The organism is Paenarthrobacter nitroguajacolicus (genome assembly GCF_051027655.1).
Taxonomy (GTDB): Bacteria; Actinomycetota; Actinomycetes; order Actinomycetales; family Micrococcaceae; genus Arthrobacter; species Arthrobacter nitroguajacolicus.
In genome coordinates, this window is record NZ_CP073234.1 from 3,200,024 (window position 1) to 3,218,247 (window position 18,224).

20 protein-coding genes are annotated in these 18,224 nt (G+C 60.9%); 7 read left to right on the forward strand and 13 right to left on the reverse strand.

All coding sequences use genetic code 11. The annotated features are described in order from the left end of the window. Positions 1-171: 171 nt before the first annotated feature. Positions 172-2,112, forward strand: coding sequence for a hypothetical protein (locus KCX59_RS15120; protein ID WP_179019854.1), 1,941 nt, complete (start codon positions 172-174; stop codon positions 2,110-2,112). 138 nt (positions 2,113-2,250) lie between these two features. Here KCX59_RS15120 and KCX59_RS15125 read toward each other — a convergent pair whose 3' ends face one another. The 4 genes from KCX59_RS15125 to KCX59_RS15140 all read right to left on the reverse strand — a co-directional run bounded on the left by KCX59_RS15125 (position 2,251) and on the right by KCX59_RS15140 (position 5,705). Further along, the gene (locus KCX59_RS15125) at positions 2,251-2,778 is read right to left on the reverse strand and encodes a HEPN domain-containing protein (protein WP_179019852.1); all 528 of its coding nucleotides are present in this window, start codon (positions 2,776-2,778) and stop codon (positions 2,251-2,253) included. Next, the gene (locus tag KCX59_RS15130; RefSeq protein WP_179019850.1) at positions 2,775-3,920 is read right to left on the reverse strand and encodes a DUF262 domain-containing protein; all 1,146 of its coding nucleotides are present in this window, start codon (positions 3,918-3,920) and stop codon (positions 2,775-2,777) included. The genes KCX59_RS15125 and KCX59_RS15130 overlap by 4 nt, the downstream gene beginning before the upstream one ends. 226 nt (positions 3,921-4,146) lie before the next feature. Continuing rightward, complete coding sequence (locus tag KCX59_RS15135; protein ID WP_179019848.1) at positions 4,147-5,058, reverse strand: recombinase family protein; 912 nt, start codon at positions 5,056-5,058, stop codon at positions 4,147-4,149. A gap of 2 nt (positions 5,059-5,060) precedes the next feature. Then, entirely contained in the window at positions 5,061-5,705 is a 645-nt protein-coding gene (locus tag KCX59_RS15140) for a hypothetical protein (RefSeq protein WP_179019847.1), read from the reverse strand. A 169-nt stretch (positions 5,706-5,874) separates the two neighbouring features. On the opposite strand from KCX59_RS15140, the gene KCX59_RS15145 reads away from it, so the two are divergent. From KCX59_RS15145 to KCX59_RS15160, 4 genes are all read left to right on the forward strand, one after another. After that, the gene (locus KCX59_RS15145; protein WP_179019845.1) at positions 5,875-6,696 is read left to right on the forward strand and encodes a hypothetical protein; all 822 of its coding nucleotides are present in this window, start codon (positions 5,875-5,877) and stop codon (positions 6,694-6,696) included. A 62-nt stretch (positions 6,697-6,758) separates the two neighbouring features. After that, on the forward strand, positions 6,759-7,850 hold the full coding sequence (gene arsB, locus KCX59_RS15150) for an ACR3 family arsenite efflux transporter (RefSeq protein ID WP_179019843.1): 1,092 nt from the start codon (positions 6,759-6,761) through the stop codon (positions 7,848-7,850). Continuing rightward, positions 7,847-8,842, forward strand: a complete 996-nt coding sequence (locus KCX59_RS15155; RefSeq protein WP_179019841.1) for a metalloregulator ArsR/SmtB family transcription factor — start codon at positions 7,847-7,849, stop codon at positions 8,840-8,842. The genes arsB and KCX59_RS15155 overlap by 4 nt, the downstream gene beginning before the upstream one ends. 14 nt (positions 8,843-8,856) lie before the next feature. Further along, the gene (locus KCX59_RS15160) at positions 8,857-9,264 is read left to right on the forward strand and encodes an arsenate reductase ArsC (RefSeq protein WP_179019839.1); all 408 of its coding nucleotides are present in this window, start codon (positions 8,857-8,859) and stop codon (positions 9,262-9,264) included. A gap of 54 nt (positions 9,265-9,318) precedes the next feature. Here the strand turns inward: KCX59_RS15160 and KCX59_RS15165 are convergent, their stop codons facing one another. Then, positions 9,319-10,638: an FAD-dependent oxidoreductase gene (locus KCX59_RS15165; RefSeq protein WP_370629255.1), complete on the reverse strand. Its 1,320-nt coding sequence runs from the start codon at positions 10,636-10,638 to the stop codon at positions 9,319-9,321. A gap of 86 nt (positions 10,639-10,724) precedes the next feature. Between KCX59_RS15165 and KCX59_RS15170 the strand changes: the two genes are divergently transcribed. Both KCX59_RS15170 and KCX59_RS15175 read left to right on the forward strand, forming a co-directional pair. After that, positions 10,725-11,078: an ArsR/SmtB family transcription factor gene (locus KCX59_RS15170; protein WP_179019835.1), complete on the forward strand. Its 354-nt coding sequence runs from the start codon at positions 10,725-10,727 to the stop codon at positions 11,076-11,078. Next, complete coding sequence (locus tag KCX59_RS15175; protein WP_179019833.1) at positions 11,078-11,590, forward strand: GNAT family N-acetyltransferase; 513 nt, start codon at positions 11,078-11,080, stop codon at positions 11,588-11,590. The genes KCX59_RS15170 and KCX59_RS15175 overlap by 1 nt, the downstream gene beginning before the upstream one ends. Before the next feature lie 80 nt (positions 11,591-11,670). Here KCX59_RS15175 and KCX59_RS15180 read toward each other — a convergent pair whose 3' ends face one another. The 8 genes from KCX59_RS15180 to KCX59_RS15215 all read right to left on the reverse strand — a co-directional run bounded on the left by KCX59_RS15180 (position 11,671) and on the right by KCX59_RS15215 (position 17,899). After that, entirely contained in the window at positions 11,671-11,871 is a 201-nt protein-coding gene (locus KCX59_RS15180; RefSeq protein WP_179019832.1) for a hypothetical protein, read from the reverse strand. Between the two features lie 2 nt (positions 11,872-11,873). Continuing rightward, positions 11,874-12,119, reverse strand: a complete 246-nt coding sequence (locus KCX59_RS15185) for a hypothetical protein (RefSeq protein ID WP_179019830.1) — start codon at positions 12,117-12,119, stop codon at positions 11,874-11,876. Between the two features lie 44 nt (positions 12,120-12,163). Further along, the gene (locus KCX59_RS15190; protein WP_179019828.1) at positions 12,164-14,122 is read right to left on the reverse strand and encodes a hypothetical protein; all 1,959 of its coding nucleotides are present in this window, start codon (positions 14,120-14,122) and stop codon (positions 12,164-12,166) included. A gap of 755 nt (positions 14,123-14,877) precedes the next feature. Continuing rightward, positions 14,878-15,186: a hypothetical protein gene (locus tag KCX59_RS15195; RefSeq protein WP_179019826.1), complete on the reverse strand. Its 309-nt coding sequence runs from the start codon at positions 15,184-15,186 to the stop codon at positions 14,878-14,880. A gap of 125 nt (positions 15,187-15,311) precedes the next feature. Next, on the reverse strand, positions 15,312-15,551 hold the full coding sequence (locus KCX59_RS15200) for a hypothetical protein (protein ID WP_179019824.1): 240 nt from the start codon (positions 15,549-15,551) through the stop codon (positions 15,312-15,314). A gap of 324 nt (positions 15,552-15,875) precedes the next feature. Next, positions 15,876-16,487 (reverse strand): hypothetical protein, encoded by a 612-nt coding sequence (locus KCX59_RS15205; protein ID WP_179019823.1) that lies wholly within the window; start codon positions 16,485-16,487, stop codon positions 15,876-15,878. A gap of 192 nt (positions 16,488-16,679) precedes the next feature. Then, on the reverse strand, positions 16,680-17,621 hold the full coding sequence (locus tag KCX59_RS15210; RefSeq protein WP_179019821.1) for a hypothetical protein: 942 nt from the start codon (positions 17,619-17,621) through the stop codon (positions 16,680-16,682). Continuing rightward, complete coding sequence (locus KCX59_RS15215) at positions 17,621-17,899, reverse strand: hypothetical protein (RefSeq protein WP_179019819.1); 279 nt, start codon at positions 17,897-17,899, stop codon at positions 17,621-17,623. The genes KCX59_RS15210 and KCX59_RS15215 overlap by 1 nt, the downstream gene beginning before the upstream one ends. Positions 17,900-18,224 lie beyond the last annotated feature (325 nt).

Consider the following 18,224-nt stretch of genomic DNA (forward strand, 5'->3'; position numbering starts at 1 on the left):
CCGTTCTGCAGGTGCGGCATTCTTCCATCAAACAAAAATCTAGACGTTGAAGCGGAACTCAGTGATTTATGTGTCATCCAAGGCCTCGAAGCGCATGATTACGCGGATCTCAGCCCGTGTCATACGATCTTGACACAGACGGTTTGACACAGACCATCGAGGAGGCGTCTCATGGCCAAGGGGATCTCAGTCCGCGGGACAGAAGCCACGCTCTACGAGCCGACCGAGAAATACAAATCATGGCGTATCAGCTACATCGATCGGGCCACCGGCAAGCGAAAGACTACCAGCGGCGGAAAGACGCAGGAAGACGCTGAAGACAAGGCCCGGCATCTCAGCGGCGAATATGTCGAAGGCTGGAGGAGCGGCGACAACCCGCCCACGCTTCAGGAAACCGTTGATTTCTGGCTGGAATCGAATCGCGCCCACTGGTCAAGCAGAACCTATGATCACTACGCGTACTTCGCTCAGAAGTTCACCGACCTCTATGGCAGCCGTCCCATAACCCAGATCGCTCCAGCAGACATCCGCAAGGTTGACTTCTCACAGCACAGCCGGGGACAGCAGGAGAAGGCGCGCACACTACTTCGAGGAATCTTCAACCACAGCGCAGGATGGCTGGAGCGAGATCCTGCCAGGGCAGCAAAGAAGATCGAAACCCTGGTGAGCGCAGTCGTGCTCTCGGGCAACGCAGCAGGCAAGCGCAATCCACGAGTACCCAAGGGCGACATCCCATCGAGCAAGCTGGTTGCAGCCTTCATCATCACGGCCTACAGCACTCTCCAGGTTGGACCACTGGACAAGCACATCGATGCGTCCAACAGAGAGCGGGATGAAACTGCGATCACCCCGGCGCCTATCACGGTGGTTGATCCCATCACCGGAGAGAAGACCTTGGGAAGCGAGATCCACAGTCAGCCGGTGGGTTCCGGATTGACTGATCCCCTTGAGGATAGATTTCGCGGCGGACTCCCCCGTGTCTACCTCGTTCCCGGCAAGAGAGGCGAGCTGGTGAACCGCGGCACCGATTCCCGTAGGCGTGGGATGCCCAAGCACTACACCGATCCCGAGGGACGGCGACGGGCCGAAACTCTGGAGCTTGCTGGCCGCTACCGGCAGGTAGGACTCACAACGGCACTTGGTGCGGGTGGAGGCCTCCGCATTGGAGAAGTGCTGGCTCTCCGGGTTCGGCACTTCCTGACTCCAGAGCAGGCAACCTACTGGGTGCGGCGCGGACTTGAGATCGGTGGACAGTTCAAGGAGCTCCGCCAGCCACAACCTCAGAAGCAGCGCGGTATCCCGCTCCCAGAGCACGCGCTCCAGCGCAGCCACCAACTCGCACAGCGGGAAATCGACCGGCTGGCATTCCGAGGTGTGCTCGATGTCTCAGAGCAGGCAAGCCAGGCGAGCAAGGGCAAGATCTGGATCACCGGAACCAAGGGGCTGAGGAAGAGCCGCACGGTTCACCTTCCAGCATTCCTGCCCAACTGGCAGGGCTTCAAGCGAGACAGCACGAGACGGCAGATCGCTGAGCTGGTTCCACGATTCAAGGACGAGGGCATTCCTCTCTGGGACGCCACCGAAGAAGAAGCGATCCTACTCTGGGCCAATGGCTTCACTCCCCTGGGCTACCTGATCCAGCAGCGGCTCATCGAGCTGTGGAACGCTCCCTGCATCCAGTCCTTGCCCAACGATCTGCGGATTCTGAACTTCCGAGAGTTGCTGCTGTTCCCGACCCGCAATAAGGCGCGCCAGGGGCGAGACGGACAGCCTCATGTGCTCACTGACCCAGGTTGGCGGAAGTCGACCCGGATCGTAGAAGGTGCTGGCACCTACCAGGGACAGAGCAACTACGCGCAGGATGTCAACCCGATCTATGACTTCGTGGCTGAGCAGTTCAACGAGTACCCGGAGCATCGAACCAATGCCCGTGATAGGAAGGGTTGGACTCATCACGGTCTGCGGCACTGGGCAGTCAGCTCCCGAATCCATGCTGGAGTGCCCTTCCCACTCATCGCTGACGAGATGGGCCACGCGGATTCCGCTTTCACTCTGGCTCGCTACGGCCATGTGCTTCACGAGAGCATCGGCTCCGAGGGGTTCGAGTTTTGATCGACCGTAGGGCACGATCTCAGCCCGTCTGGCCGCAGACGGTAAGCATGTGCAGCCGGGCAGCGCCACAGCCTGAGATCGCAGCCTGTGAACGCTGACGGCGCACTGCGGGCGCTTGGCGCTAAGCCTAAGGCTTACCTAGCGGGAGAAGGAGCTGCCCCACCCGGGGTCAGGGCTGAGCCGTCTGATCATCCAGTCCGCGAGCCGCTTGGACATCTGGTACAGATCCAGCGCGCGGCGATCACCCAAGCCCTCATTCTCACCGTGAGCGATCGCATGGCGCTTGGTGATCAAGGCACCTAGATCGTTGGCGAGTTCGCCGTCCCCCTCGGTCAGCATCGCCTCAAACTCATCGACGAAGCCAGCGTCGAACCGTCCGAGTGTATTGCGAATGTTCTCGACCGATGGGTTGATGCTTCTGCTCAGCCAAGAGAGCGAGTACGACCGGGCGGTTCCATAGGACAGCTCTTGGAGATGGCCCATGGCGCAGTGGTGCATCACCTGTTCCAGATACCCGCAGGAACGGACCACGAGGAATCGCACGAGCCAGACCTGTTCGTCATCGGTGCGATGCTCTGGTCGCTCTCGCACGGACTCAGCAAGTTCATCGAGCGAGCGTTCCAGCCGGCGTAGATCCGGCGGTGGCCACCGGATACTCTTGGTCATTTCGCGAACGCTGCCGTGGCGATCCGCAGACGGTTCCGAACATTCTCCTCGGTGTCGGTCTGCGTGGATGTTGCCTCGGTGAAATCTGAGTTAGCTTGCAGCTCGGCGATCGCTGCCGCTGCCTCTTCCGGGTACAGCTCACCAGTGGCAGCCACGCGCCTCATCGCCCCAACCATCACTGCATCGAAGGTAGCAACATTCAGTCGAGCACGAGGAGGGCGCAGGTAGTCCCGCGCGTCAGCCTCATCGAGCGCGTCGATGGCCTTCGTGAAGTGGTGGCGAAGATCGTCAGCCGAGAGCTTGTCCAAGGCACGATGCCGCCCAAGGAAGCTGTTGAGGAACCTCTTCAGCGGGCGGAAGTACTCCTCGGAGCTGACATAGAGCGCCACGACTCGAAGGAGCAGTTCGTGGTCCCGGACTCGGGGCGAGACAGAGCCGTAGATGTTACGCCAGGATTCGATCTGGTTCAGCTCACCGAGGAAGTCAACAAACGGTCCGGGATAGAGGGCGATGCGGATCTCGTGCGGGGTCAACTGTGTGCCACCTGAGTTGAGCCGCTCGAAGATCTGGTAAACGGACTCGCGAGATTCAGCCGTTCCGTCAGTCTTCACGATGGTGGCCTGGATGAAGCTGTTGTCGAGCACGCGCTTTTGCTCGGGTTCCAGGGTCTTGTAGGTCAGCCCCTTGAACTCCTCGGCCACATTCTCGAGGGAGAACTCACGCTTGCGGTGGATTCCGTTGTAGAAGGCCTGGAGCGTCCGGAGGCGCTGCTGACCGTCGAGCACCAGATACCGCTTGTCCGATTGCTGCACGAGCATGATGCCCGGCACGGGGAACCCCAGCAGGAGAGATTCAATGAAGCGATCCATCTGCGGCCGAGTCCACACGAAGCTGCGCTGGAAGGCAGCCAACTCCACATCATCATCTCCGTGGCCGAAGCTCGGGATCACAATGTCCTGCCGGTTCAGACGCCGCACCAGACCCTCGGCGTCGAAGTCGGTCCCCTGATAGCTCACCGCCTCCGCTTCGCCCTCGGACTCGATGGCGGCCTGCCGCTCATCGTCCGTCAGATCCTCGGGCTCGGCTACTGCCAGATCCTGATCGTCCTCGACCTGATCGACGGCGGGGTTCTTCTTACTCATGCGGCCAGACTACCGATGTTCAGCGGCTCGGCCCGGAAACACGGGGTGTCGCGCTTCGGGCCTTCGCAGGACAGTGACAGGACGGCACAAGGAAGGCCAGGGGTCGAGGTCTGATCCCTGGCCTTCTTGTACTCATCAGCGGAACGGGATCAGGAACAGGAGCCACGACAGTCCGTCCATCAACCAGTCGAACCAGCGCTTATCTTTCATGTAGTCCTTCTCCCGCCTACGCATCAGCGGCCTCCTTGGCCAGGTATCGGTAAACGGATGAGCGCAGCACCGTTGACGCCTTGAGCGCCTTGGCGTAGGCCTCCTCATCGTCGGCGGTCTCCTCCGGGATCGAAGCGATACGGGCGGCGGTGAGATCCTTGGCGATGGCCTCACAGTCATCGCCATGCTGCGATCTGAGCACATCGATCAGCATGAAGTCAGATTCAGCAAGCCCGGTCAGGGCGAGGTAGCGGTAGACGATTGGCCGGGACACTCGGGCGTGCTTCTCGGCCCTCTCGCGCTCGGGATCATCCAGACCTTCTGGGATCGCCGCCAGCCGGTGTGCGCTGATCTCCTCAGCGATGAGCCGAGGATTCTTGAAGTCCTCAAGCTGGGCGAGCCGATTGATCTCGTCACAGTCCGCCAGCGTCAGCTTCTCCGGTCTGCCGAGCTTGATCCCCTGACTCTTCAGGTAGTCCAGCTTTGCCTTGGTCGCGATGGAGATCTTCTCTCGGAGGCTGGTCGAACCGAAGGCTTCGATGGCGAGCATCAGACCATCAGCGGAATCCCTCGGTGCGTACCGCTGGTAGCGAGGATCACCAAGGATGGTAAATACACATCCCTCGGAAGCGTAGTGGTTGACAGCGGCGAGGAACTTCCAGAAGTCTCGGCTAAGCCGCGACCAACTCGCGAGAACGATCTCGACAGGCTGACTGGGAGCAAGGGCGCGCTCACTGAGGGCGGCCCACTCCTCACTTCTGTCCAGGCTGATGGTGCCGCTGATCTTGTCCTTGTAAATGTTCTCAGCCGGGACACCGTACTTCAGCAGCGCATCGATCTGCTGTTCGAGCGTCTGCTCTCTCTTGTCTTCCTTGTCCGTGGAGACCCGCGCCCAGCCGAGCGCGATTGGGTCAGGTGATTTCGCCATGCTCAGCCCCTCCTCTCGGCATCGCGCTTCAGGTACTTGTGGTTGTCTCGCGGAACATATGGTGAAGCCCCCTTGATGAGGCCGAGCACTCGCATGACGGTTCTCTTGCCGACAGCAATGTTGCGGTCCCGCTTCAGTCCATTGACGATACGATCCGGCCCCCACCCGTCTGCCTCCCGGCGTTCCCAGATCCAATCCACATCTGCTTGGCTGAGCTTCGGCGTAGGGCCGATGGGCACTCCTCTTCCACGAGCTGCCGCCGCTGCATCGCTCTTCTTCTCGGCGATGTCTTCGAGAAACATGTCCGCGATGTTCCTCACCGTGATTCGCCATTCCTGAATGGATTGAGACTGGTACTCAGGCCCGAGCACGGTGAGCTTCGCTTCTCCGAAGTTGATTGCGTCCAACTTCTGGAGTAGATCCCTGATCTTCGGTCCTAGCCTCGCAAGCGAGCTGACCACGATCTCGATCTCTTCGTCCAGCGCAGTTTCGCCATCCAGGGCAAGCAGCATCTCGGTAAGCACCGCTTCGACAGACTGATGGACTCTCTCAGCGGCTACGCCGTAGTCAAGTAAAAGCTGAGTTTGCTCGTCGGGAGTGGGTTCCTTCCTCCGGGCACTAGGCCTCGTAAGTCCGATCTTGGTCATGATTCTCCTTCGCGGTGCGGTTCTTTGGCACCGACGAAATGTCATATCGGAGCGCCCTCGAATCGTCTCGCTCCTGAGCTGTTCGCAACCGTTCGTTTGCGAACAGCTCCCGTGAGCACCCCGGATGAAGACCAGAATCAAGCGCTCGAAGCTGAGATACGGTCAAAGCATGGATCTGCAAGAAGTGCTCGACACCCGAGAGGGACCAATTGCCGAGCGCTGGGCTCAACAGCACATCGAACGGTCTCGGGTGATGCTGTTCCACACGGTGAAGCGCAGTCGCGAATTGCCCCCACCGTCTGCCGAGAGCTGGCTCGGCAAGCTCGACACCCTCACAACGCCATTTGAAACTTCCCAACAGGTGCGGGTATTCGCGCAGGTCGCAGCGGAGAACCTTCAGGAAGTGAACAACACTCTGAAGAAGAGGCTGCCGCTGTACTCGCTCTACTCGATGATCCGAGCCGCGATGGAGTCGGCTTCACTCGGGCTCTGGATCCTCGACGGTAAGAACGAACAGATCGCAGCGAGCAGAACTCTGCGGATCTACCGACAGAACATCGAGTCCGACCGCACGCTCTGGAAGACAGTGGTGGGACGGAACTCGGGTAGGCACGCGCAACTCTCCGATTTCGCGGAGGCCTGCCACCTGAACCTCAAGGGAATCCACCCTACGGATTTCGAGAAGGCAGTGAAGTCTACTGATGTGATCGCAGCAGTCGACCGGAACCATCCATCGCAGAGCAGCGACTTCGATGTGTTCACGGGGCTCGAAGTCTGGAGGCTTTGTAGCGCCGTCACCCATGCCAACCAGGTGTCACTCATCAACATAATGGAACGCCACCCGGAGGGCGCGCTGGGTGAGTCCGTGACTCGAACCTCCAGGCTGAGCTTCGTCGCCTCGTTCTACTCCACGGCACTTTTCAGAACCAAGACTCTCCTCGACAGCTTTGAACAGAGGAGCGAGCCGAAGGCGCTGCCCGCCCGGAATTGAACATGCGGTGAACAGCTCTCGATCCAGTTGCAGTCTGATTCGATGAGAGTCAATATAGAAGCATGTCGATACAAGCGGAGTCGCAAGCTCCTCCTGCAACCAGGAAGCTCTCAACCCTGGACCGTTGGCTTCCCGCATGGATCGGGCTGGCCATGGTCGCGGGTCTCATCCTCGGGCGCTTCGTCCCCGGTCTTGCCGATCTTCTCTCGCGGCTTGAGATCGGCGGGATCTCAGTGCCCATCGGTTTGGGTCTGCTCGTGATGATGTATCCCGTGCTCGCCAAGGTGCGCTATGACAAGGTCGCTGCAGTCACGGGCGACCAGAAGCTCCTCTTCTCGTCGCTAGTACTCAACTGGCTCATCGGCCCTGCCGTGATGTTCGCTCTCGCCTGGATGTTCCTACCCGATCTCCCCGAGTACCGGACAGGGCTCATCATCGTCGGCCTTGCTCGCTGCATCGCCATGGTAGTGATCTGGAATGACTTGGCCTGTGGGGACCGGGAAGCAACCGCCGTCCTGGTAGCGATCAACTCCATCTTCCAGGTGGTGGCTTTCTCGCTGCTGGGCTGGTTCTACCTCAGCGTGCTTCCGGGCTGGCTCGGCCTGGACTCCCAAGGCCTCGAGGTTTCTGTCTGGCAGATCGCTCTCAATGTGCTCGTCTTCCTCGGCGTTCCGCTCATCGCAGGCTTCGCTTCGCGCTGGATCGGGGAAAAGCGCCGAGGACGCGACTGGTACGAGGCGAGCTTCCTCCCGAAGATCGGCCCCTGGGCACTCTACGGGTTGCTCTGCACAATCGTGCTGCTTTTCGCTCTCCAAGGAGACGCGATCACTTCGCGCCCGCTCGATGTGGTTCGGATCGCTCTGCCGCTGCTGATCTACTTCGGCCTGATGTGGTTCCTCGGCCTGCTGCTCGGGAAAGGACTGGGGCTCAGTTACGCACGCTCCACCACCCTCGCTTTCACTGCGGCGGGAAACAACTTCGAACTGGCCATCGCCGTGGCCATCGGAACTTTCGGTGCTGCGTCAGGTCAGGCACTCGCCGGAGTCGTCGGCCCGCTCATCGAAGTGCCGGTGCTCGTCGGCCTCGTCTATGTCTCGCTCTGGGCCGCTCGGGCCTGGTTCCACACTGACCCCTATGAAGGGAACGCATCATGAGCCCAGCCCCTACAGCACAGGATTGTGCTCCAGCACCGACTCATGCCATCAGTACTGAGGCAGCCGCCGCGCTGACGGACTCGCTGAAAGCACTCGCTGATCCTCTTCGGCTCCGGATGCTCTCGGCCATCGCCACTGACCCCCGAGGCGAGTGCTGCGTCTGCGACCTCTCGGAGCTGGCGCAGGTTTCTCAGCCCACGGTTTCCCATCACCTCAAGGTGCTCAAGGAGACCGGCATGCTCCTCTCGGAGCGGCGGGGAACCTGGGTCTACTACCGGATCGCTCCAGCTCGCCGGGCGGCGACGGCTGCGCTGCTCGATGCCTTCGCTCCGGCCGCGGTCCTCGAAGCACCCGAGGTTGCCGAAGGGCGTGAAGAGGCGTTGAAGACGATGGACGCCCGAGTGTCCCGACTGGCGGAGGAGCTTGCAGATGAGCTGACCAGCCTCAACCGGGATCTTGTCGTGGCTATTGTGCGGGAGTCCTACGCTAGCCTCGTTCGTTCCGCCAAGCTCACTCAGCACATGATCCCGCTGACTGAGCGCTTCGCCAGACAGCGGCTCTCTGACCTCACTCGGGACCGTAAGACTGGAGCCCCCCAGGTGCTCTTCGTCTGCGTGCAGAACGCCGGACGCTCCCAGCTCGCTGCGGCCATCGTCAATCAGCTCTCGGGCGGCAAGGTTGTTGCCCGCTCTGCTGGCTCGACTCCGGCCACAGATGTTCACCCCCATGTGCGCTCACTGCTTGCGGAGATCGAGGGCGAGCAGGAGGCAGATGATGCTTATCCGAAGCCGCTGACCGATGATGCGGTGCGAGCTGCTGATGTGGTGGTCACCATGGGCTGCGGCGATGTGTGCCCGGTCATTCCTGGAGTCCGTTACGAGGACTGGGCCGTGGGAGATCCCGCGCTCGCTTCACCGGAAGGCATCGAAGCAATCCGGGGAGACATCGAAACCCGCGTCCGTGGCCTCCTTGAAACTCTCGCAATTCACTGACCAAAGGAACTCCAATGACAACCACGCAGAAGCCTTCGGTGCTCTTCGTCTGTGTCCACAATGCCGGACGCTCCCAGATGGCTGCCGGCTACCTTCGCCAGCTCGGCGGCGACCGCATCGAGGTGCGCTCAGCGGGCTCGATGCCCGCCGACCAGATCAACCCCGTCGCCGTCGAAGCAATGCGGGAAGAAGGCATCGACATCACGGCGGAAGAGCCCAAGATCCTCACCCCCGAAGCTGTGCAAGCTTCCGATGTGGTCATCACCATGGGCTGCGGAGACGAGTGCCCGTTCTTCCCTGGCAAGCGCTACGAAGACTGGAAGCTCGACGATCCCGCAGGGCAGGGCATCGATGCAGTGCGACCGATTCGAGATGAGATCAAAGCCCGGATTCAAGCCCTGGCTTCTGACCTCCTCGGTTGAGGACTACGCAGAGAGGGCGGACAAGGATGCTCCTTGTCCGCCCTCTTTTGCTATTCAGCGAGACGCTGGTGCGGTGCCGAGCTGGATGAGCTGCGGCGTGGGTGCACAGCAGGACCCTGCATTGCTATCCTCCGGGGCGTCGAAGACGCCGGACCCACCGCAGACTCCAGTGTCTGGAAGTGCCAGCTCGACCCGAGCTGCGGCTTCCCTGTCTCCAGCGAGCTCGGCGACCACGCTGCGCACCTGCTCGAAGCCGGTGAGCGCGAGGAAGGTGGGCGCCCGTCCGTAGGACTTGGCCCCCACGATGTAGAAGCCAGGCTCCGGGTGGGCAAGATCCGCTGCCCCCGTTGCTCTGACCGAGCCACAGGAGTGGATGTTCGGGTCAACTTCGGCGGCGATCCGGGCAGGAGCCTGGAGCCGCACATCGAGATCAAGGCGGATCTCCGAGAGGAATGTCAGATCCGGGCGGAACCCGGTCAGCACGAATACCTGATCCGCTGGGGGAAGCTGGCGGCCATCCTCCGAGGTCAGAACAGCACGCCCATCATCGATGCCCACATGCTCGGCGCGGAACCCGGTGAGGAGGTCAACGGCTCCGCTTTCGACAAACTCCTTCGCCCGCTGGCCTAGCAAGCCTCGCTCAGGCAGCTCATCCGCCGCGCCACCCCCGAAGGTGTTGCCGACAGCCCCGCGCCGAAGAACCCAGGAGATCCGGGTGCCTGGTTCTCGCTTGGCGATTCGAGCGAGAGTGTTGACCGCCGTGGCAGCCGAATGGCCGCTCCCCACTACGACCACATGCTTGCCAGCAAGCTCGGCCGCTTCTTTTACGCTGGGAATCCTGTAGTCGAGCAGTCCCGCTTCCTGTGCCTTCTTCTCCCCGAGGGCTGGGAGTCCATCGGCTCCAGCAGGGCTCGGGGTTCGCCAGGTGCCGGAGGCGTCGACCACGGCGGATACCTCGATGCGCTCCTCCTGGCCGTCCGCTCGCTGCACACGAACCACGAAAGGCTGTTCAGCTCGCCCACCATCCACGGAGAGATCGCGGCCCTTCCGCCCGACCCCCACCACACGGGAGCCGTAGCGGACTCGGTCCCCAAGCTGCTCAGCGAGCGGAGCGAGGTAGCCTTCGATCCACTGCGCTCCAGTCGGGTAGCCCTTGGCCGGTGCATTCCAGCCGGTCGGTTCCAGAAGCCTGCGAGCTGCTGGATCAGTCAGCTCCGACCAGGGCGAGAAGAGCCGCACATGGCCCCACTCGGCAACCGCAGATGCGGCGCTACCTCCGGCTTCCAGCACGAGGGGATCAAGCCCGCGCTCCAACAGATGGGCAGCAGCGGCCAGACCCTGCGGGCCAGCACCGATCACAGCAACGGGATACATCCCAACCTCCATAGATTGATGATCTTCGATGTGACAAGCCTGACTGACACATCGACAGATGTCAATATGTGAGGCAGAATGGATCCATGGCCACACTCCCTGTCACCATCGAACCCACCAGCGCCGAGACATCCTGCTGCAACCCGGCGAGTGGTGGCGTGATCGATGACGGCACGGCGCAGGATCTCGCCAAGGTGTTCAAGGCACTCGGAGATCCCGCCCGAGTGAAGCTACTTTCGCTCATCGCGGCGAGCCCGGAGGGTGAGCTGTGCGCCTGCGATCTCACCGAGCCTGTTGGCCTTTCTCAGCCAACCGTCTCCCACCACATGAAGCTCCTCGTGGAGGCGGGTCTTGTGAGCCGGGAGCAGCGCGGACGCTGGGCCTACTACCGGCCTACGACCGGCGCCCTCGTGGAGGCAGCGAAGAACTTAACGACCTGATGATCGAGCTAGAGTTCCGGCCGATGACCTCGGAGGATTGGCCCGCCGTTGAGGAGATCTACCGAGCGGGTATCGCCACAGGCCAAGCTACATTCGAAGCCGCTCCACCAGCGAGCTGGTCTGAGTTCGACATGAGCAAGCGGCCTGATCTTCGACTCGTAGCGATCGATCCCAGCGGCAAACTCCTTGGCTGGGTCGCAGCCTCACCCGTATCATCGCGGGCGGTCTATCGCGGAGTCGTTGAGCACTCGATTTACATTCATCCGGAAGCATCAGGTCAAGGCGTCGGGACCCGACTACTCGCAGCTCTTCTTGAGCTGGCCGACCGAGTTGGGGTCTGGACAGTTCAGTCCTCAATCTTCCCGGAGAACACTGCGAGCCTTAAGCTCCACGAGTCAGCGGGCTTCCGCGTAGTGGGTCGTAGGGACCGCATCGCCAAGATGAGCTATGGGCCGCAGCAGGGCACTTGGCGGGATACCATCCTCATCGAACGCCGCGCAAACCAGGCATAGATCCACTTGAGCAGAAGGGCCACGATCCAACTTCGGATCGTGGCCCAGTAGGTGTGTGACACCATCTCTTGATCATCGGGCTACTTCCGCGATTGGCTGTCTCTCGGTGCGAAGCCGAGCACCAGCGCCCACTCATCGATGTCCTCATAGAAGAACCGGATGAGCTTCCGCGTCCGTGTTCCCTCCGGATCTGGAATGCCTGCCTGCATGATCGCTTCCTCAGCGGCTTCCTGAAACTTCGCTCGAAGTGCCGCCATCTGATTCGGTGTATAGCGAGCCATGGTCAGCGCCTCCTCTTCCAGTTGAGCGGTGCCCGCCACGGCTCCCGAAGACCGGCAGCCTTGTAGAGGCCCGCCATCTTGAGGAAGGTCAGTAGCTCGTCATAGTGCTTCGGGTACTCCGTATGGAAGTTCGGAAGTGAGACCATCCAGTTGGCGTACTGGTGATCGAACTGCACGAGTTCCTGGAGGCTACGGCCCTTGTACCTGCCGAATGGGACAGTAGGTGCTTCGCTGTTGATTAGTTGCATGGTGCATGAGCTCCTCGTTCCTCCCGCCTCAGCGGGGTTGTGGGTTAGTGGGTGTCATTCAGGTCGTCGAGATCGTCAGTTGAGGCCTCTGCTGGAACGAGCACGCGGCGGTCATTCGCAATAGCCTCTGCCAGGTCTTCAGGTGTGATTCCTGCAAGCTCCATCTGGTTAACGAGATCGACGATCTTGAGTCGCTTAGCCTCTACGGCAGTCAGGCCAGGCTTGATTTCGTTGTCATCTAGCACCGTGCGGAAGCGGATTCCTTTCACATGGCGTGGCGTTGCACCGGGCTTCTCGAACTCGCCATCAGCCGTCTCGTAGCGCGAGTGGGTTAGTCCACTCACTCGTCCCCGCACCTTCTGGAGCTGGTTGGCCTGCACCTTCGGGTTGAGCTCAAACCGATCCTGGAAGGTGTTGAGCTTCACCCCATAAGCGTGGCCGCTCGCCTTCAGATGAGCGCTGTAGCTCCGGTAAAGATCCATCGTGAGGCAGTAGTGTGCAGGGGCCAACGGCTCGCCGTTCTCGTCCTCGCGGGGATCGAAGATGATGCAGTCATCGAGCCACGCCTGGATGGTGTCTTCTCGCTCAAGTTGAGCGGCAGTGGCACGGGCAACGCTCGCGGGCACAGCACCCTCGAGGGCGGCACGCTTGGACTCTGGTGTCGCACACCAGCGGATCGCTCCCACCATGCGCCATGCCAGCAGCGCCTCTTTGAGCCCCTTATCCTCTTTCACCATCTTCTTGAGGCTGGGGTCTTTCAGGAACGCGGTTCCAGCGGGATACTTGCTCAGCTCCTCGGGGGTGTCCACGAACTTCTTCGTGAACGGGACCACCTTGATTCGTCGGATGACTCCCTGATCCGAGCTGTCGATTGAGGGGAAGATGTTGCAGGTGATCCAGATGGTTGCCCGGTTGTGGATCATCCGGTGCTTCTCCCGGATCTGTCTCCCCTTGAAGCTGTCGGTGCCGATGAGCCGCTTGAAGGGCGAAGAGTGGATGTGCTTGTCGGGCAGCTCCTCGATGATCGCCTGGCTCAACCCCTCGAAGCTGACGAGGTCATAGTTATCTCCAGCGAGAAGCGTGGCCTGGTCCGGCCTGCCGGAATATCCGCTCTGGTCCGGGTCCTCTTCGATGTACTTCCCCGCCGTTGACTCCAGCCAGTCGACCTCCATGGATTTGCCGTTGCCAGCAGTAGGACCGTGGAGGAATATGGCGAACTCAGCGGCGGGCTGGAAGCCCAGCAGCGATTGGCCGGCCATGAGCTGGAACCACTCGTGGGCGTCGTCCGGCAGGGGCGCCAGGACATCCTTGACCCGGGGGTGAGTCGCCTCCGGCCTGTAGTCGAGGTCCACGCAGCGCGTAGCGTACAACTCTGGGTCGAAGGGGGCCATGCCCCTCTCAGGGAATCGAGGATCGAAGACCCCATTGCGGAAGACCCGGCGGTATGGATCTGCGTCAAGGTGCCGCTGCTCGATGTGCCGCTTAGTCTTGATCTTCTTCGCCACCGCTTCCTGTGTGCGCTGGTCTCCTAGACGCTTCCCTGCAGCAAAGTCGTCCTTGCCGAAGGCTTCCTCGCCGTCCCGCTGAACCTTCTTGAGGAACTCATCGATCATCTTCTCAGCGGCCTCACTACCGAAGACATCCCAAACACCCCGCGAGCTGTCGTAGCGCATCCAAGTGCGCCGGGTGCTGTTCCAGATCAGCTCGGGATGTGCCTCAATGAAAGCATCACCGAGCCCGGACTCGTCGTAGCGCTCCGGGATCAGCCCATCGCTGTCGGCACCCTTCTTGGCGGGTGACCTCTTGCGATCAGCGCCAGTTGAGACTGACGGCACAGCGGATTCCTCGATCTCCTCGCCGGAGAGAGATCGCAGGTATGCATCCTTCAGCTCATCGCTATCCCAGCCGCCATAGGGCTTGTAGTTCTCGCAGAAAATTTCCATCCGGTCGCCCTCCTCAATGCGGAGTTGGGCGAGCTGAGCGGCAATGTCTTTATTGGACATGAGTCCTCCAGGTTTTAAGTGCGTCTGTGTTCCTGGTCGGGGAACGGGAGGTATATCAAAACGGTCACAACGAAAGAAACGGCCCGGAGCGGCGGAGAGGACACACAGGCACTGGAAGCCAAACTCAATCCACCGCTCCGGGCCGTAAGCATTTGGGAACCACCCCAAAGCCCCAGCCGCAAGCTGCACAACTCTCATATCAAAACGGCCACAGCTATCGTGGTGTCGCACATCTGCACGGTGTGCCGTGTGCCACTGCGTGTGTCGGCGGCACGGCACGCCAGATAGGCAGCTATATCGGGGCTGTAGCGCGCTGTGTCGGTGTGCCGTCATTTCTGCGGCTACTTCTCCTCAACAAGAAATGGAATACTTCTGATCTCGCGTAGAGGGATGGTCCTGAAATACCCGACACACCGACACACTCAGCCCAGAGCATCGATGAGATCGCGGTTCTGGGTGTGTCGGCAACCCGGCACACCGTCGGCACCCCGACACACCCCAGGATTCCTGCCAGAACATCGATGAGATCGGGGTTTCAGCCCCTCTCCGTGGTCGGGACGGTCCCGTGTCGGCCCAGATCGTAGGTACCAAGACGGGATTCCGGCAGGAGCTGAGGAGGTAGTTGTGTGTCACCACAGTGATCCGAGAATCGCCTTAGCCGTGGTGTCGCACATCAGCAAAAGGCCACGCTGACCAAGAAGAAGGCGGGACAGTGCCGAAGCACCATCCCGCCTGCGTAGTAGTAGTCGCTACGCTCAGCGATCCAGCGTGAGGAAGTCCTGAGCGTAGGTGGTTGCGGTCAGATCGACAGCGTTGATCTTCTTGGCCACATCCTTTCCAGCCTTCGTGATGTTTCCGTTCTTGCCGAAGAGGTCGCCGCCGAAGAAGACGAAGAGAGCCGCGAGTACGGCCATCGCTGCGAAGGTCAGGAAGCCAGCGAACTGGCGCTTCCAGAGTAGGACGATCGCCACTACAGCGATGATGCCGACCAGCACGGGGCCGATCCAATCGCTGATTGCAGAGTTGACGAGATCGCCGAGGGCGAGCAGGTTGAGTGTTTCCATGATTCCTCCAGATGAGTCCTGTCCCTGGTGGGACATGGCTCATATCGAGGGGCATCGCTACCTGCCCGTCTCAGCGTCGATGATTGTCAGGCGGTCAGCATGTGCGCGAAATGACAGATGGTGTCTCAGATCGCAGTCTCGGGCGAGTCAACAGATGTTCCTTCCTGTGCTGCCAGGCGCTCGGCCTTCAGCGCATAGAAGATGTCAGCGGCTCCCTGAGCCTTGACGAACTCTCGATTCATGAGCCGTCTGCGCTCTGTCATCTCTTCTGTCGGCTCAGTCCAGCCGGGGATTCTGGCCCTTCGAGCTGCTGCGATCTCGGATGAGCGGCGAGCTGCAGCCCGGGCCTGCTCAAGTCTGTTCATGGTTCCTCCTTGGTCGAAGCCTGTTCTAACAAGAGGCGCCGGCTGTTGTGTCGCACACCCGCGCGCGAGGAGGGTCAACAATCGCCAGGGAATCGATGTCCATGTATCGTCATGCGCGCTGGACGAATCTCACCCGAGGTCGCAGGCTACGGGCTGAGATGCGCGCTACAGCGTCGAGGGGATCGATGCTCTGGGCTGCGCGCTGAGACTGCGATCTCAGCATCATTCAGCATGCTCCGAAAGCAGGCATCTGGGGTGCTCACTTCGGACACAGAGAACCGCCCGGCACTGTGGGAGTGCCGGGCGGTTTTGTCTATCGAGTGGTCAGCTGCAGGCAGATCCGAAGCCGTTGGCCCCAACGGTAAGCGAGCGCGTTCCGTATGAAACCTCGTCGCCGAGCCTTGCATCGACCCTGAGACTAGCTGAGTAGCCACCAGTCTTCCCCATGAGCGTATCGAGCTGAGTCTTGCTGAGGGTCATCGTGTAGGTATAGGTGCCTGCGGTGGGTCCGGTCGTCGTGATCTCCGATCCCGGAATCTCTCGTCCGTCAATCGTGCCGCTCACCGCACTGTAGGGCTGAGCGCTTGTCCAGGTAAGCCGTGCGCTAGCCAAAATGCCGAGGCCATTGTTCGTGATCGTGCAGCCCGTGATCGTAAGGTTGGGCTTGGGTACTGGGTGAGTCACAACGGGTGGTACCTCCGCCGACCCGCAGTTCTTCGCTCCAGCCTTGCCCGTGAACTCGCCGTCGTAGCCCGTCGCCATGATGCAGAAGCCTCCGTTGGACAGGGTGGCTGCCGAGGGCTTCACGAGGCCGAGCCAGCCTGCAAGCATCGAGAGCACGAAAGCCGCCACGATGATGAGAGCGAGGGTGAGCCGGAATCTGTTTCGCTCCTTCGCTGCGATTGCGGATTCGGGGAGTTGAGTGGTCTTATCCATGGTGTTCTTCCTCCTGTTGTGTGAGAACACAGACCCATATCAATACGACGGCAGCGGTGCAGATAGAACATCTCCCCGGACACAAGGAAGGGGCCGTAAGCAGAACACGGCATCTGCTTACGGCCCCTGTTTCACATCGGGAGGCGATGCCCTATCCACCGAACAGGCATCGTGGCTCCATATCACAACGGTTCACCAGCCGAAGCCGAGCTGCTTCGACAGGCTCTTCGAGCTGAAGGGCTTCTCCGCTACCGCGATGAACATCTCCATCAGGAATCCGAGGACTCCCTTGCGGCTCAGATCGCGGGCCACCCTCCTCGGGAGTGAGACCATCTTGACTCCATCAGATCCGATGGCGACCTTCCAGGCCGCTCGGTTCGCCCAGCCAGCGAACTTCACGGACAGCTTGAGCATTCGCGCCAGTTGCTCGACAGCCTTGCCGATGAGCGAGCGCCGCTCGGTCGGAGTCTTCCTCTGGAAGACAGGCTCGGGCATTGCGGACAGCACAGCGGCAGCGGGAGCCTTGAGTGCGAGCTGTCGATCGATCTCGAGTTCGCGAGCATCTTCTTCATCCTGGTAGCGGAAGCCCAGCTCCTCGAACGCTGCGAGCCGGTAGACCTTCCAGCCCTGATCCTCGCTCATGGCGAGCTGTTCCAGGGTAGATGTAGCAACCGCTGGATTGCGGAGCACCACGAGCCGAACAGCCGGATCCTTTGAACCGGCGAGCATCGAAAGAACTCCCGGGTCCGTGGTTGTCTCGGCTAGCTCGAACTCCTTGATTCGTGGACCGAGATCGATGGTCGCCGCTCCCGCCTCCCCGGCCTGAGCCTTCGCCTGTTCGGCTCGCTTCTCCAGCTCTCGCCGCCTCCGTCGAGCTTCAACAGGAGTGAGCTTCCGGCCCTCCTGGGTGAAGGTCTGCGTCCTGTTGGGGGTACCGACTGTGTAGTGGCCGTCGATCATCGGGCTGACATCGAGCGTCCGTCCATTGGGCACAGCCTGCCCACCGCCAGCGTCTGCGATCCCTGCCACATCGGTGTGCGCGTCACCGTAGGGACAGCTCTCCAGGGCGACACAGCGCATGTACCTACCGAGTTCCGGGGAGTAGTGGAGCCTGGTCTTTGTTGCGGTAGCCATCACCAGCCCTCCTTGCGTAGCTCGAAGATTGATCTGCCGGTGCGCTCGCTCTCCCGGAGCATCGGGAGATCCTTCTTTGTGAACGATGGCAGTAGCTTGGCTGCGGCCGCGTCTCGGTTCGGTCGCATCTGTTCTGCCGCTTCGATCCCGACCACATGGCCGCCACCGAGCGAGCATGTCTCTGGGTCTTCGCACCACCCGGGTTCAGCGGCTCCCCAGGGCAAGTGAAAGACCAGAGTCGCCAGAGTTGCTTTCTCTGCCGGTGTTAGTTGCTCCATGATCGATTCCTCCTTCTCGTGTTGAGTCGGAGGGCATATCAACATCGGTGCAGATAGAACATCAGCGCCGAAGCTCTGCGAGTACCCTTTCGGCTTCCTCTTCGTCCTCGTAGCGGATCATGCCCGAGCGGCAGTCGCTACAGGGCGGCCAGCACACTGTTGGCTCAGGCCATTCAGGATCGGCGTGGTAGCCGACCCACTCACCCAGTGGTTTTGCTCTTTCCATGGTGAATCACCCCAGCGACTACTATCAGCCGACGACGCGCCACCATCGGTGCAGATAGAACATCGGTGAGCGTCATCCTCCTAGTCCAAGGTTGACCGT

What these genes read in the sequence shown, in the direction of transcription:
- KCX59_RS15185 (WP_179019830.1), bottom strand. Translation starts at nt 12,119, where the DNA reads ATGCAACTAATCAACAGCGAAGCACCTACTGTCCCATTCGGCAGGTAC.
- KCX59_RS15165 (WP_370629255.1), bottom strand. Translation starts at nt 10,638, where the DNA reads ATGTATCCCGTTGCTGTGATCGGTGCTGGCCCGCAGGGTCTGGCCGCT.
- KCX59_RS15130 (WP_179019850.1), bottom strand. Translation starts at nt 3,920, where the DNA reads ATGAGTAAGAAGAACCCCGCCGTCGATCAGGTCGAGGACGATCAGGAT.
- KCX59_RS15120 (WP_179019854.1), top strand. Translation starts at nt 172, where the DNA reads ATGGCCAAGGGGATCTCAGTCCGCGGGACAGAAGCCACGCTCTACGAG.
- KCX59_RS15200 (WP_179019824.1), bottom strand. Translation starts at nt 15,551, where the DNA reads ATGAACAGACTTGAGCAGGCCCGGGCTGCAGCTCGCCGCTCATCCGAG.
- KCX59_RS15125 (WP_179019852.1), bottom strand. Translation starts at nt 2,778, where the DNA reads ATGACCAAGAGTATCCGGTGGCCACCGCCGGATCTACGCCGGCTGGAA.
- KCX59_RS15175 (WP_179019833.1), top strand. Translation starts at nt 11,078, where the DNA reads ATGATCGAGCTAGAGTTCCGGCCGATGACCTCGGAGGATTGGCCCGCC.
- arsB (WP_179019843.1), top strand. Translation starts at nt 6,759, where the DNA reads ATGTCGATACAAGCGGAGTCGCAAGCTCCTCCTGCAACCAGGAAGCTC.
- KCX59_RS15135 (WP_179019848.1), bottom strand. Translation starts at nt 5,058, where the DNA reads ATGGCGAAATCACCTGACCCAATCGCGCTCGGCTGGGCGCGGGTCTCC.
- KCX59_RS15155 (WP_179019841.1), top strand. Translation starts at nt 7,847, where the DNA reads ATGAGCCCAGCCCCTACAGCACAGGATTGTGCTCCAGCACCGACTCAT.
- KCX59_RS15210 (WP_179019821.1), bottom strand. Translation starts at nt 17,621, where the DNA reads ATGGCTACCGCAACAAAGACCAGGCTCCACTACTCCCCGGAACTCGGT.
- KCX59_RS15170 (WP_179019835.1), top strand. Translation starts at nt 10,725, where the DNA reads ATGGCCACACTCCCTGTCACCATCGAACCCACCAGCGCCGAGACATCC.
- KCX59_RS15195 (WP_179019826.1), bottom strand. Translation starts at nt 15,186, where the DNA reads ATGGAAACACTCAACCTGCTCGCCCTCGGCGATCTCGTCAACTCTGCA.
- KCX59_RS15140 (WP_179019847.1), bottom strand. Translation starts at nt 5,705, where the DNA reads ATGACCAAGATCGGACTTACGAGGCCTAGTGCCCGGAGGAAGGAACCC.
- KCX59_RS15160 (WP_179019839.1), top strand. Translation starts at nt 8,857, where the DNA reads ATGACAACCACGCAGAAGCCTTCGGTGCTCTTCGTCTGTGTCCACAAT.
- KCX59_RS15215 (WP_179019819.1), bottom strand. Translation starts at nt 17,899, where the DNA reads ATGGAGCAACTAACACCGGCAGAGAAAGCAACTCTGGCGACTCTGGTC.
- KCX59_RS15205 (WP_179019823.1), bottom strand. Translation starts at nt 16,487, where the DNA reads ATGGATAAGACCACTCAACTCCCCGAATCCGCAATCGCAGCGAAGGAG.
- KCX59_RS15190 (WP_179019828.1), bottom strand. Translation starts at nt 14,122, where the DNA reads ATGTCCAATAAAGACATTGCCGCTCAGCTCGCCCAACTCCGCATTGAG.
- KCX59_RS15145 (WP_179019845.1), top strand. Translation starts at nt 5,875, where the DNA reads ATGGATCTGCAAGAAGTGCTCGACACCCGAGAGGGACCAATTGCCGAG.
- KCX59_RS15180 (WP_179019832.1), bottom strand. Translation starts at nt 11,871, where the DNA reads ATGGCTCGCTATACACCGAATCAGATGGCGGCACTTCGAGCGAAGTTT.